Annotated in this window: 12 protein-coding genes; all 12 read left to right on the top strand. The window is 63.9% G+C overall.

All coding sequences use genetic code 11. The annotated features are described in order from the left end of the window. On the top strand, nt 1–1094 hold a 1094-nt coding region (gene rlmN / locus VGH41_RS07435), incomplete at its 5' end, for a 23S rRNA (adenine(2503)-C(2))-methyltransferase RlmN (RefSeq protein ID WP_331596718.1). A gap of 214 nt (nt 1095–1308) precedes the next feature. Further along, nucleotides 1309–2427 (top strand): helix-turn-helix domain-containing protein, encoded by a 1119-nt coding sequence (locus VGH41_RS07430; protein WP_331596717.1) that lies wholly within the window; start codon nt 1309–1311, stop codon nt 2425–2427. A gap of 95 nt (nt 2428–2522) precedes the next feature. After that, nucleotides 2523–3827, top strand: coding sequence for a flavodoxin-dependent (E)-4-hydroxy-3-methylbut-2-enyl-diphosphate synthase (gene ispG, locus VGH41_RS07425; RefSeq protein WP_331596716.1), 1305 nt, complete (start codon nt 2523–2525; stop codon nt 3825–3827). Between the two features lie 19 nt (nt 3828–3846). Beyond that, nucleotides 3847–5187 (top strand): histidine--tRNA ligase, encoded by a 1341-nt coding sequence (gene hisS / locus VGH41_RS07420; protein WP_331596715.1) that lies wholly within the window; start codon nt 3847–3849, stop codon nt 5185–5187. A 66-nt stretch (nt 5188–5253) separates the two neighbouring features. Then, nucleotides 5254–5883 (top strand): tetratricopeptide repeat protein, encoded by a 630-nt coding sequence (locus VGH41_RS07415; protein ID WP_331596714.1) that lies wholly within the window; start codon nt 5254–5256, stop codon nt 5881–5883. Between the two features lie 78 nt (nt 5884–5961). Then, the gene (bamB, locus tag VGH41_RS07410; RefSeq protein ID WP_331596713.1) at nt 5962–7107 is read left to right on the top strand and encodes an outer membrane protein assembly factor BamB; all 1146 of its coding nucleotides are present in this window, start codon (nt 5962–5964) and stop codon (nt 7105–7107) included. 471 nt (nt 7108–7578) lie between these two features. Next, nucleotides 7579–8916 carry a ribosome biogenesis GTPase Der gene (gene der / locus VGH41_RS07405; protein WP_331596712.1) on the top strand — a complete coding sequence of 446 codons (1338 nt, stop codon included), beginning with the start codon at nt 7579–7581 and terminating at the stop codon, nt 8914–8916. Between the two features lie 166 nt (nt 8917–9082). Beyond that, nucleotides 9083–9319, top strand: a complete 237-nt coding sequence (gene hfq / locus VGH41_RS07400) for an RNA chaperone Hfq (protein WP_006051315.1) — start codon at nt 9083–9085, stop codon at nt 9317–9319. Between the two features lie 30 nt (nt 9320–9349). After that, nucleotides 9350–10564 (top strand): GTPase HflX, encoded by a 1215-nt coding sequence (gene hflX / locus VGH41_RS07395; RefSeq protein ID WP_331596704.1) that lies wholly within the window; start codon nt 9350–9352, stop codon nt 10562–10564. A gap of 49 nt (nt 10565–10613) precedes the next feature. Continuing rightward, entirely contained in the window at nt 10614–12014 is a 1401-nt protein-coding gene (gene hflK, locus VGH41_RS07390; protein ID WP_331596703.1) for an FtsH protease activity modulator HflK, read from the top strand. 13 nt (nt 12015–12027) lie between these two features. Then, nucleotides 12028–12933 (top strand): protease modulator HflC, encoded by a 906-nt coding sequence (hflC, locus tag VGH41_RS07385; RefSeq protein ID WP_331596702.1) that lies wholly within the window; start codon nt 12028–12030, stop codon nt 12931–12933. A gap of 43 nt (nt 12934–12976) precedes the next feature. After that, on the top strand, nt 12977–13168 hold the full coding sequence (locus tag VGH41_RS07380) for a DUF2065 domain-containing protein (protein WP_331596701.1): 192 nt from the start codon (nt 12977–12979) through the stop codon (nt 13166–13168). The last annotated feature ends 175 nt before the right edge of the window (nt 13169–13343 follow it).

The raw sequence follows: 13343 nt of genomic DNA, 5'->3' as shown, positions 1-13343 counted from the left end.
ACTGCGACAGCCTGGGCGAGAAGCCGTTTCGCGCCAAGCAATTGCAGCGCTGGATTCACCAATACAACGCTTCCGACTTCGACGGCATGACCGATCTCGCGAAGTCCTTGCGCGAAAAGCTCAAAGGCCGCGCCACGATCACGATGCCCGGCATCGTCAGCGACCATATTTCCACCGACGGCACACGAAAGTGGCTGATCGACGTCGGCAACGGCAACGCCGTTGAGACCGTGTACATCCCCGAAGAAACGCGCGGCACACTGTGCGTGTCATCGCAGGCCGGGTGCGCGGTCAACTGCCGGTTTTGCTCGACCGGCAAACAGGGGTTCTCCCGCAATCTCACCACAGGCGAAATCATCGGTCAGCTGCGCATGGCCGAGTTTGCGCTGCGCGCGTCGCGCGGCGATGCGGCTGGCCGCGCGATGGGCGGCGACGGCAAGGGCGAGCGCGTTGTCACGAACGTCGTCATGATGGGCATGGGTGAGCCGCTGCTCAATTATGACGCGGTTGTGCCAGCGATGCGTCTGATGCTCGACGACAATGCGTACGGCCTGTCGCGCCGGCGGGTCACGCTGTCTACATCGGGCGTCGTGCCGATGATGGACCGACTCGGCGCGGATCTGCCGGTCGCGCTCGCGGTGTCGCTGCATGCGTCGAACGACGCGCTGCGCGATGTGCTGGTGCCGTTGAACAAGAAGTACCCGTTGCGTGAACTGATGGCAGCGTGCGAGCGCTATCTGAAGGTCGCGCCGCGCGATTTCATCACGTTCGAGTACTGCATGCTCGATGGCGTGAACGACAGCGCCGCGCATGCGCATGAACTGCTCGCGGTCACCCGCAACGTACCATGCAAGTTCAATTTGATTCCGTTCAATCCGTTCCCCGAATCGGGCCTCATCCGCTCGAAGCCGGAACAGATCAAGCGGTTTGCGCAGGTGCTGATCGACGCGGGCGTCGTTACCACGGTGCGCAAGACTCGCGGCGACGATATCGATGCTGCCTGCGGTCAGCTTGCCGGCGCGGTGAAAGACCGCACACGCCTTGCTGAGCGCACCGGGAAGGCGGCTAAGGTTATCCAGGTTCGGGCCGTGTAATCGTGCGGCACGGCAGGCATCGGCGTTCGGCAAGAGCTTCGCGAACGCGCAATGTGCGCTGATGCCACCGCAGATCGAAAAGAAAGTTTGCAGAAGCGATCGGAAGCGGCACACAAGGCCGCACATTTTGTTATAAACGGTCTGCGATTCGGACGCGTGGCTCTGGCCCGTCCGGTTGCACGAGTAAAAAAGAATCGACGCGAAAGGATTTGGGATGAGTGAGCCGCAGCACCCGCAGCCGCACGAGACAGACACGAACGAAGGTCATCCGGCGCCCGTCGCACGGGCGGTGGTTCCGCCCGCAGCGCAGCCGGCCATCGATTCGCTGGCGGCTGTTGGCGCGCGCTTACATCAATTGCGTGAATCGAAGGGCTGGACGATCGAGGACGTGTCGGCGCGCTTGAAAGTGTCGGTCGCAAAGCTGACTGCGCTCGAGGCAGGCGACATCAGTCATCTGCCGGATACCACGTTCGCGCTTGGCGTCGTACGCAGCTATGCGAAGATGCTCGGCGCCGATCCTGAGCCATTTACCGCCGCGCTGCGTCGCGAGAAGGGTGTGCCGGCGCCTAATCTGTCGATGCCGGCATCTTCAGGCAAGGATCTGCCGCGCGGCAAGGTGTCGCTGACGCTCGGCGATAGCGGGCAAAAGAGCCGTTCGTGGCTGTGGGGCATCGCGGCGATTGTCGTCGCGGTCATCGCGCTTGCGATGTGGCGGACCAATGGCGGCGATTCGTCCGCGTGGCTCGCGCGTCTGAAGGCCAGCGCGAGCGGCTCGGCGAGCAGTGACACCGGTGCGTCCGGTGCGGTCGCGCAAGGTCCGGCGACCCAAGCGCAGGACGGCGCTTCCGCGCCTGAGGCCGCTGCGACGCCGGACAATTCAGCGAGTGCTGACGATGCAGCATCTGCATCGGCGACGCCGATGCCCACCCCACTTACCACCGGCACCGTGTCCGGTTCGACTTCTGCAACGAGCGCAATACAGTCGGCAGCGGCGAAAGCCGGTTCGCCGCAGGCCCCGGTGGCTGGCGCGAGCGCGCCGGTAGCCGCGGCGGCTGCCTCGTCGGCGGCTGTTACTGCGGGCCCGGGTCAGGCAATCATCGCGCTGCGTGTGACGCAGGACAGCTGGTTTAGCGTGCGCGGCAAGGACGGCAAGGAGCTGTTCTCCGGCCTCGTGCACCCGGGCGATGCAAAAGAAGTGAGCGGCGAGGCGCCGTTCAAGGTCACGGTCGGCAACAAGGCCGGTCTCCAATCGCTGACCCTTGATGGTCAGCCGATCGATCCGGCGAAATATGCAGCGGCAAAAGGCAACGTGGCGCGTTTCTCGCTGCCTTGACAGATAGGGTACGCGCCGCGGTCATCCGGTCCACGGCGCTTTTTCCAATTCAGGCGCTGCGCTTACTAGCGCGTATGGCGCAAATGGGTTATTCGATGCAATCCGAAGCTCAATCCCAATCCTGTAGCAAGATCGTTTCAGATCAGCCGGTATTCGGTGGCCCCGCGATGCGACGCAAGTCCCACGCGGTCAATGTCCGCTGGGGCGGCCAGCTCGTGACCATCGGCGGCGACGCGCCGGTGCGCATCCAGTCGATGACCAACACCGACACAGCGGATGCGATCGGCACCGCCATCCAGATCAAGGAACTGGCGCAGGCCGGCTCGGAACTGGTGCGCATTACCGTGAACACGCCGGAAGCGGCGGCGGCCGTGCCGGCAGTCCGCGAGCAGCTCGACCGGATGGGCGTGATGGTGCCGCTCGTCGGCGACTTCCATTACAACGGCCATCTGTTGCTGCGCGACTATCCGGGCTGCGCGGAGTCGCTGTCCAAGTACCGGATCAATCCGGGCAACGTTGGTCACGGTGCGAAGCGCGACACGCAGTTCGCGCAGATGATCGAAGCAGCGGCGAAGTACGACAAGCCGGTGCGCATCGGCGTCAATTGGGGCAGTCTCGACCAGGATCTGCTCGCGAAGATGATGGACGAGAACGCGTCGCGCGCGGCGCCGTGGGAAGCGCAGAGCGTGATGTACGAGGCGCTGATCCAGTCGGCGATCGGCTCCGCGGAGCGGGCGGTCGAACTCGGCCTCGGGCGCGACAAGATCATCCTGTCGTGCAAGGTCAGCGGTGTGCAAGATCTGATCGCGGTGTACCGCGAGCTCGGGCGCCGCTGCGATTTCGCGCTGCACCTGGGTCTCACCGAAGCCGGCATGGGCTCGAAGGGCATCGTCGCATCGACCGCGGCGCTGTCGGTTCTGCTACAAGAGGGCATCGGCGACACCATCCGGATTTCGCTGACGCCGGAACCGGGCGCGTCGCGCACCGGCGAGGTGATCGTCGGTCAGGAAATCCTGCAAACGATGGGCTTGCGTTCGTTCACGCCGATGGTGATCGCGTGTCCGGGCTGCGGCCGAACCACTAGCACGCTATTCCAGGAACTGGCGTCACAGATCCAGACCTATCTGCGTCAGCAGATGCCGGTGTGGCGCGACGAGTATCCTGGCGTCGAAGGGATGCACGTCGCGGTGATGGGCTGCATCGTCAACGGACCGGGCGAGTCGAAGCAGGCCAATATCGGTATCAGCCTGCCGGGCTCGGGCGAGAATCCGGCCGCGCCGGTGTTCATCGACGGCGAGAAGGTCAAGACGCTGCGCGGCGAGCACATTGCGCAAGAATTCCAGCAAATCGTGAGCGACTACGTCGAGCGCCGCTATGGCCGCGCCGGCGCGCTCAACTAAACATCGGCTACCGACCCAGATGACTGAACAGAAGAAAAAGCTCGAAAAGCTCGCCGGCGTAAAGGGCATGAACGACATCCTTCCGCAGGAAGCCGGGCTTTGGGAATTTTTCGAAACCACCGTCAAGTCGATGCTGCGCGCGTACGGGTATCAGAACATCCGCACGCCGATCGTCGAGCATACGCAGCTGTTCACGCGCGGTATCGGCGAAGTGACCGACATCGTCGAAAAAGAGATGTATAGCTTCACCGACGCATTGAATGGCGAGAACCTGACGTTGCGCCCCGAAAACACCGCGGCGGTAGTGCGTGCTTCGATCGAGCACAACATGCTGTACGACGGCCCGAAGCGCCTGTGGTACATCGGCCCGATGTTCCGTCACGAGCGTCCGCAGCGTGGCCGTTATCGCCAGTTCCATCAGGTCGGCGTTGAAGCACTCGGCTTCGCGGGTCCGGACGCGGACGCTGAAATCATCATGATGTGCCAGCGCCTGTGGGACGACCTGGGTCTCATGGGCATCAAGCTCGAAATCAACTCGCTGGGTCTCGCCGAAGAGCGCGCCGCGCATCGTGTCGACCTGATCGCGTACCTCGAGAAGTTCATGGACGTGCTCGACGAAGACGCGAAGCGGCGGCTCCACACGAACCCGTTGCGCGTGCTCGACACGAAAAACCCGGCGCTGCAGGACATCGCGCAGAACGCGCCGAAGCTGATCGATTTTCTCGGCGACGAATCGCGCGCGCACTTCGAAGGTTTGCAGCGCATCCTGAAGGCGAACAACATCCCGTTCACCATCAATCCGCGTCTCGTGCGCGGTCTCGACTACTACAACCTGACCGTTTTCGAGTGGGTGACCGACAAGCTCGGTGCGCAGGGCACGGTCGCCGCGGGCGGGCGTTATGACCCGTTGATCGAGCAGCTCGGCGGCAAGCCGACGGCGGCGTGCGGCTGGGCAATGGGCATCGAGCGGATTCTCGAGCTGCTGAAGGAAGAGGGCCTCGTGCCCGAATCGGAGGGCTGCGACGTGTACGTGGTCCATCAGGGCGACGCCGCGCGCGAGCAGGCTTTCATCATCGCCGAGCGTCTGCGCGATACGGGGCTCGACGTGATCCTGCATTGCAGCGCGGACGGCCAGTCGGCGAGCTTCAAGTCGCAGATGAAGCGTGCCGATGCGAGCGGCGCCGCGTTCGCGGTGGTGCTCGGCGACGACGAGATCGCCAACGGCACGATCGGCGTGAAACCGCTGCGCGATACGCAGACCAACGGCGGTAAGAGCGAGCAACAGAACGTCCCCGCCGAAGACTTGACCGAATTTCTAATCAATGCGATGGTTGCAACCGCCGAAGACGGCGACGACTGATCGCGACGCGTTCGGGCCGGCTGGCTCGACGCGCACACACAGCAAGAAAGAGGAAATCGCCGGGCGATGAGTTACCACGACGAACAAGAATCGATTGAAGGTCTGAAGGCATGGTGGGCGCAGTGGGGCAATTCGACCACGTGGATCGTGCTGGTCGTGTTGTTGGCGGGTGCGGGCTGGAACGGCTGGAATTTCTGGCAGCGTCGTCAGGCGGCGGAAGCAGCGGTGCTCTATGACCAGGTGCAGCAGGCGGTGGCATCCGGCGACAAGGCACGGGTCACGCGCGTCGCCACCGACATGCAAGACAAGTTCGGCCGCACCGCGTACGCCGAGATGACCGCGTTGGGTGCCGCCAAGGCGCTGTACGTCGCCGGCGACGAAGCCGGTGCAAAGGCGCAACTGCAGTGGGCGATCGATCACGCGAAAGACGACGAATTCAAGCAGATCGCAAAGCTGCGTATGGCGTCGCTGCTGCTCGACGACAAAGCCTATGACCAAGGCATCGCGCTGCTTGCCGAGCCGCAGTCCGACGCGTTCAAGGGCGTGGTGGCGGATCGCCGCGGCGACCTGCTCGCGGCCCAAGGCAAGCGCGACGATGCGCGCACGGCCTACCAGCTCGCGCTCGACTCACTGCCGAAGAGCGACACCTCGGCGCGGCAGCTGATCCAGTTCAAGCTCGACGCGCTCGGCGGCTGAGTGTCCCGCGCGGCGCGCCGCGCGCCATGACCGCAACCCGGTCTTTCTTAATTAATTTCCTGAATGCTTCGTCCACCGATGAATCTGCTGAAACGTTACGCCGTGCCCGTTATCTGTGCGATGACCGCTCTTACGATGGCGGCTTGCTCATCCACGAAAGACGAGCGCCGTGTACCGACGCCGCTCACCGAGTTCAAACCCGTACTCGACGTGCAGCAGTCCTGGTCGGCGAGCGTGGGCAAGGCGGGCCGTTACCTGTTCTCGCCGGTCGTGGTCGGCAATGCCGTGTTCGCGGCTGGCGCGAACGGCACGGTCGCCAAGATCGACGCGCAAACCGGCAAGGATATCTGGCGCAGCAAGCTGCGTGACGACCTGTCGGCGGGCGTCGGCAGCGACGGCACGCTCACGGCGGTCGGCGGTCTGAAGGGCGACGTGTACGTGCTCGGCGCGGACGGCAAGCAGCTGTGGACGGCCAAGGCGCCGGGCGAAATCATCACGCCGCCGCTGGTCGGCAACGGTCTCGTGGTGGTACGCACGATCGACGGTCAGATCGTCGCGTTCAATGCGCAAACGGGCGAGCAAAAGTGGAACTATCGCAACCGCGCGGTGCCGCTCAACCTGCGGGTGTCGTCGGGCATGACCTTCGCGGGCGACGCCGCGGTGCTGGCCGGTTTCCCGGGCGGCTCGCTCGCCGCGATCAACCTGCAAACGGGCGACGCTTACTGGCAGACGCCGGTGTCCTATCCGAAGGGCGTGACTGAAGTCGAGCGTATCAACGACGTAACCGGGCCGCCGACGCTGGTCGGTTCGCAAACCTGCGCGGTGACGTTCCAGGGGCAGATCGGTTGCTTCGACGCGAACTCGGGCCGCGCGCTGTGGAGCAAGGCGTTCTCGAGCACGAGCGGCCTCGCGCAGGATGAGCGCAGCGTGGTCGCCGCCGACGACTGGTCGGTCGTGTCCGCGTTCGACGTGAACAACGGCTCGGTGCTGTGGAAGAACGAGTCGCTGAAGAACCGCGATCTAAGCGTGCCGATGCTGCTTGGCCGTGCGGCCGTGTTCGGCGACTACCAGGGTTACGTGCATTTCCTGTCCACGTCGGACGGCGCGCTCGTCGCACGCGTAAAGACCGACGGCAGCGCAATCACCGCGGCACCCGTGCTGGCGGGCGATACGCTGGTCGTACAGACGCGCGACGGCGGCCTGTTCGGTTATCGCCCGCGCTGATCGCGCGAGCCGGGTTGTTCTGGCGGGCTCGCTTTACTGGCCGCCGCGCGCTTGTTGATGAAGGCTCGAGCCGGTTTCTGAGCCTGCTTCTTATAACCGGTTGTCTGCCGCGTGATCGCGCGGGTTCACTAGAAAAAGCGCCGGACGGGCTGGTCCGGCAAGCCGGATGCGATGCCGTGCGGGCCGCTGCGACAACCCAGCGCGCGCGGTTTTCGACGGTACCAGACGCTGCCAGCGAACGTACGTGCGGGCCGTCGAGCAGCGAATTCCGAGTCTCGCAACCTTTGGCAACCCCTCTGGCGCGCCGCCCGCGCAGCCCACTCCCGTCCGCCCGGATGCACATCTCGACCGTGCGTCCGAAGCTGGCCGAATTCGTGATAATTTCGTCGGAACTCCGCCGTGTGGCGGCCGCCTGGCGTCGCTACGCGAGCGATCGGTTGCGATCCCGCGTTTCACCGTGAACAAGATCAGATGAAACCCGTTATTGCCCTCGTCGGGCGCCCCAATGTGGGGAAATCCACGCTGTTCAACCGCCTCACGCGCTCGCGTGACGCGCTGGTTGCCGACCTGCCCGGTCTCACGCGCGATCGCCATTACGGCGAAGGGCGCACCGGCGAGCGGCCGTACCTGGTCGTCGACACTGGCGGCTTCGAGCCGGTCGCGAAAGACGGCATCCTGCACCAGATGGCGCGGCAAACCCGCCAGGCGGTCGAGGAATCGGACATCGTCGTATTCATCGTCGATGGTCGCAATGGTCTCGCGCCGCAGGACAAATCGATCGCCGACTATTTGCGCAAGGTCGGCCGCCCGATCTTCCTCGTCGTCAACAAGGCGGAGGGGATGCGCTATACGACGGTCGCGGCCGATTTTTACGAGCTCGGCCTTGGCGACCCGCGGGCGATTTCGGCGGCGCACGGCGACGGCGTCACCGAGATGATCAACGAGGCGCTCGAAGTCGCCTACTCGGGTCAACCGGAAGAAAGCGACGAGGACAAGGCAACGCGCGGCGTGAAGATCGCGATCGTCGGCCGGCCGAACGTCGGCAAGTCGACGCTGATCAACGCGCTGGTCGGCGAGGAGCGCGTGATAGCGTTCGACATGCCGGGCACCACGCGCGACTCGATCTACGTCGATTTCGAGCGCCAGGGCAAGCCGTACACGCTGATCGACACGGCAGGGTTGCGCCGCCGCGGCAAAGTGTTCGAGGCGATCGAGAAGTTTTCGGTGGTGAAGACGCTGCAGTCGATCTCCGATGCAAACGTCGTGATCCTGCTGCTCGACGCGCGTCAGGATATTTCCGACCAGGACGCGCACATCGCCGGCTTCGTCGTCGAACAGGGCCGCGCGCTGGTGGTGGGCGTGAACAAGTGGGACGGTCTCGATCCACATGTGCGGGAGCGCACCAAGGCGGACCTCGAGCGCAAACTAAAATTTCTCGACTTCGCCAAGTTCCACTTCATTTCCGCCGCGGAAAAAACCGGAATCGGGCCGTTGATGCGGTCGGTCGACGACGCCTACGCAGCCGCGATGGCGAAGCTGCCGACGCCGAAGCTGACGCGCGCATTGATCGAGGCGGTCGAATTCCAGCAGCCGCGCCGTCGCGGGCCGGTGCGGCCGAAGCTGCGCTATGCGCACCAGGGCGGGCAGAATCCGCCGATTATCGTGATTCACGGCAATGCGCTGGATGCGATCACCGATACGTATAAGCGTTATCTGGAAAATCGCTTCCGGGAAACTTTCAAGCTAACAGGGACTCCATTGCGAATAGAGTTCAGATCGTCGACGAACCCTTACGCGGACAAAGGCTGAAATTTCGGTTGGATCTCAGGCTGAAACCCGCGTGCGTGTTGGGTTTGGGCGCATCGCCCCGGTCCGCGCGCAGAAATGAAAATCAGCTATAGTGTAGCGATTGGCGACGGCTCTCTTTTTCTTCGGCGCCAATTAAGTCAACCTGCAAAAAAATACGGAGTTTGCTATGAGCAACAAAGGGCAATTGTTACAAGACCCGTTTTTGAACGCACTGCGTAAAGAGCATGTGCCGGTGTCGATCTACCTGGTCAACGGCATCAAGCTCCAAGGGAACATCGAATCGTTCGACCAGTACGTCGTGTTGCTCCGGAATACGGTCACCCAGATGGTCTACAAGCACGCCATTTCGACGGTCGTGCCGGCCCGCCCGGTGAATTTCCACCCGGATTCCGAACAGTCCTAACCCCCGTCGCGGCCGGCCCAGCGTCGCCCGTTGGCGATCATTCCCGGCCGCGTCATTTTGATACCCTCCAATTTGATCAATGCAGCGCTCGTCGGCATCGACTTCGGCAAGATCGATTTCGAAGCCAGTCTCGAAGAACTCAGCCTGCTCGCGCAAAGCGCAGGCGCGAATCCCATAGTCACCCTCACCGGGCGCCGTTCCAGCCCCGACGCGAAGATGTTCGTCGGCAGCGGTAAGGCCGAAGAGTTGCGCCTCGCGTGCGAGGCGAACGACATCGAACTCGTGATCTTCAATCACGCTCTTGCTCCAGCGCAGCAGCGCAATCTGGAGCGGGCGCTTAATCGGCGCGTGGTCGACCGCACCAGTCTGATCCTCGACATTTTTGCGCAGCGCGCCCGCAGCCACGAAGGCAAGCTGCAGGTCGAGCTCGCGCAGCTGCAATATCTGTCGACGCGGCTGATTCGCGCGTGGACCCACCTCGAACGGCAGAAAGGCGGTATCGGCCTGCGCGGTCCTGGCGAAACGCAGCTCGAAACCGACCGCCGGCTGATCGGCGAGCGCATCAAGGCTCTCAAGATCCGGCTCGACAAGCTGCGCCGCCAGCACGGCACGCAGCGCCGCGCGCGCAACCGCAACCAGACCATGTCGGTGTCGCTCGTCGGTTATACGAACGCGGGCAAATCCACGCTGTTCAATGCGCTCACCAAAGCGCAGGCCTATGCCGCGGACCAACTGTTCGCCACGCTGGATACCACCTCGCGGCGCGTCTATCTCGGCGACGAGGCGGGGCAGGTCGTGGTGTCCGATACGGTCGGATTCATCCGCGAACTGCCTCACCAACTCGTCGCGGCGTTTCGCGCAACGCTCGAAGAAACCATTCACGCGGATCTGCTGCTGCATGTCGTCGATGCATCGAGCGCGGTGCGGCTCGATCAGATCGATCAGGTCAACGAGGTGTTGCAGGCGATCGGCGCGGACACGATCCGTCAGGTTCTGGTGTTCAACAAGATCGATGCGGTGCCTGAACTGGCGGCCCGAGGGGGGGCGGTTGAGCGGGATGAGTATGGTAATATTTCGCGCGTCTTTTTGAGCGCTCGCACGGGCCAGGGGCTCGATGCGTTGCGTGCCGCCATCGCTGAAATCGCTACCGCTGAACCACTTGCCGATACGCCGCTCGACCCGTTGGGACACGACGGTCTGGCCGAACCGCGTGATAACCACAAGGTTCCAGAACTCGGGCACTGACCCGTTCCAATTGCACTGACCCGCTGTCTACTCTGGTGAACGAACACAGGTGAACGATTACAACGAGCGGAGTATCTGGCTGCGTATGCGCGCCGTGCTTTCACTGAACGATCCGCGCTGGGGCCGGGGCGACGGCCATGGCGACCGGCAACGGCCGAACGATCCGAAGCGCCCGGGCCGCGATGGTGAAGGTCCGCCCGACCTCGATGAAATGTGGCGCGATTTCAACCGGCGTTTGAGCCGGATCTTCGGGCGCAAGGGCGGCGGTGCCGGCGGCGGCCGCCCGGACAACGGACGCGGCGCGCGCATTGGCGTCGGCATCGTGATCGGCGTGCTGGTCGCGATCTATCTGGGTAGCGGCGTGTTCGTCGTGCAGGAGGGCCAGGCGGCCGTCGTGATGCAGTTCGGCAAATATCGCTACACGGCGGAGCAGGGCGTGCATTGGCGGCTGCCGTATCCGTTCGAATCGCACGAGTTCGTCAACGTCGGACAGGTTCACCAGGTCGAAATCGGTCGCACTAACGTAGTGCGCCTCGCCAACGTGAAGGACTCGTCGATGCTCACGCGCGACGGCGATATCGTCGACCTGCGCTTCGCGGTGCAATATCAGGTCCGCAAACCCACCGACTATCTTTTCCGCGGCGTCGATCCCGATCAGAGCGTAATGCATGCCGCGCAGGCGGCGGTGCGCGCGGTCGTCGGCGCGCAGACGACGAGCGAGGTGCTCGGTCAGGATCATGAAACGCTGCGCCAGCAACTGATCGCGTCGATCCAGAAATCGCTCGATCAGTATGAATCCGGCCTGGCGGTCACAGGTGTGACGATCCAGAGCGTGCAGGTGCCCGAGCAGGTGCAGCCCGCATTCGACGACGCTGCCAGGGTCCACGGCGAAAACGAGCGCGCCAGGCGCGATGCGCAGGCCTATGCGGCAGATCTGCTGCCGCGAGCGAAGGCCGATGTCGCGCGTCAGATCGATGATGCGACGGCCTACAGCGAGGACACCGTCGCCCAGGCGCAGGCGGAGGCCGAGCGCTTCCAGCAGGTCTACGCGCAATATTCCAAGGCACCGGCTCTGGTGCGCTTCCGTCTGTACATGGAAACCATGCAGCAGATCTATTCGAAAGCGACCAAGGTTTTCGTCGATGCGAAGAACGGCAACAACGTGTTGTATCTGCCGCTAGATAGACTGGTCGAGCAGAACCGCGAGCGGCAGGCTGCGTCGGGCGCGGCCGCGGCCAGCGCGCCGCCCGCAGCGGGCGCGTCGGCGCCGTCGGCCGCCGCGGCGGATGCGGGTGCCACCGGTGCCGCGAGTGCGGTAGCCGGCGCATCCGCCGATGCCGCCTCCGGCCCCGCGGCTTCCGCGCCGGCGCCGGCAAGCCGGCCGAGCGCCGCGTCGTTGCGCTCGCGCGACGCGTTCCGCAATCGTCTGCGTGAAGACGACGTTCAATAAGGAGCGCACCAATATGAACAGAATCATTGCGCTCGTCGTCGCCGCCGTCATCGTGGTGTTCGCGGCATCGTCGATGGTGTTCGTCGTCGATCAACGGCATATGGCCGTCGTGTCGGGACGTGGCGACTCGGCGCCCAGGCTGCTCGGCCCAGGCCTGCACGTGAAACTGCCGCCGCCGCTGCAAACGGTCACGCTCGTCGACAACCGTATTCAGTCTGTCGATGCGCCGGACGAAGATCATTTCATCACGTCGGATAAAACCGACCTGCTGGTCAATCCGGTCATCAAGTTCCGCGTGACCGATCCGCTGAAGCTACTCGCCGAAACCAGGGGCGACGTGCAGAGCCTCCCGGACCGGCTCGCGCTGCTCGCGCGCGGCGCGCTCGGCGATGCGTTCGGCAAATTCACGCTGTCCGATGCGCTCGCGAAGCAGCAGACCGTGGCCGACGAGGCGCGCGGCGCGTTGGACAAGGGCGCGGCGTCGCTCGGCGTATCGGTGGTGGACGTGCAACTGACGCGCGTCGATTTCCCGGCGGCGATGACCGGTTCGGTGTTCAAACGCATGATCGCCGCGCGCGAACAGATCGCCGCCGACGAACGCGCGAAGGGCACCGAGCAAGCCAACGAGATCCGCGCGGACGCACTCAAGGAGCAGCAGTCGGTGCTCGCCGACGGTCTCGCAAAAGCGCAGGGCATTCGCGGCGAAGGCGATGCGAAGGCTGCGGAAATCGCCGCGGAGGCGTTCGGCAAGGACCCGCAGTTTTACCAGTTTTATCAAAGCATGCAGGCGTACCGGAAGACTTTCAAACCGGGCGATCTGATCGTGGTCGACTCCAATAGCGAGTTCTTCCGCTTCATGCGTAGCCCGACCGGCGGCGCCGCCCCGGACGCTTCCGCGCCGACTTCGCGCAAACGCTGATTACCGAAGGCCGCGGCATCCGCATCGCGGCCGCTTCACTCGCATGAACATAGCCGGCTCGTTACTGCTCGCGATCGCACTGATGCTGATTATCGAAGGGATGTTTCCGTTCGTTTTTCCGAGCGCCTGGCGCGAGACGTTCCGTAAAATAGCGGAACGGCCACCGCATCAAATTCGTGTCGGCGGGCTCATCGTGATGCTGCTCGGGCTCGTGCTGCTATTTGTCGCGACCTGAAGAGCGCGCGGGTCATCGGACGTCGCTGGCTGGCGGCACCGGCGTGAACCGGAACGAGCAGTGGGGAACATCGCACGTCGCCTGCAAGTCGGATCGCGCCGCGTTTCGCGCTTGCTCGCGGAAAAGGTCGGGTTGCCGGCTGATTCAGCACCGTTGCGCGTGAGGTCCGCGCGAG

Origin of the sequence: Paraburkholderia sp. (genome assembly GCF_036488795.1) — a bacterium.
In the GTDB taxonomy this organism is placed as follows: Bacteria; Pseudomonadota; Gammaproteobacteria; order Burkholderiales; family Burkholderiaceae; genus Paraburkholderia.
Note: the sequence above shows the minus strand (reverse complement) of the source record. Positions and strands in the feature narration are given on the sequence as shown.

Excerpts from the sequence above, each read along its gene's own strand:
- hflC (WP_331596702.1), top strand. The coding sequence starts at position 12,028 with ATGAACAGAATCATTGCGCTCGTCGTCGCCGCCGTCATCGTGGTGTTC.
- VGH41_RS07415 (WP_331596714.1), top strand. The coding sequence starts at position 5,254 with ATGAGTTACCACGACGAACAAGAATCGATTGAAGGTCTGAAGGCATGG.
- VGH41_RS07430 (WP_331596717.1), top strand. The coding sequence starts at position 1,309 with ATGAGTGAGCCGCAGCACCCGCAGCCGCACGAGACAGACACGAACGAA.
- der (WP_331596712.1), top strand. The coding sequence starts at position 7,579 with ATGAAACCCGTTATTGCCCTCGTCGGGCGCCCCAATGTGGGGAAATCC.
- ispG (WP_331596716.1), top strand. The coding sequence starts at position 2,523 with ATGCAATCCGAAGCTCAATCCCAATCCTGTAGCAAGATCGTTTCAGAT.
- bamB (WP_331596713.1), top strand. The coding sequence starts at position 5,962 with ATGAATCTGCTGAAACGTTACGCCGTGCCCGTTATCTGTGCGATGACC.
- VGH41_RS07380 (WP_331596701.1), top strand. The coding sequence starts at position 12,977 with ATGAACATAGCCGGCTCGTTACTGCTCGCGATCGCACTGATGCTGATT.
- hisS (WP_331596715.1), top strand. The coding sequence starts at position 3,847 with ATGACTGAACAGAAGAAAAAGCTCGAAAAGCTCGCCGGCGTAAAGGGC.
- hfq (WP_006051315.1), top strand. The coding sequence starts at position 9,083 with ATGAGCAACAAAGGGCAATTGTTACAAGACCCGTTTTTGAACGCACTG.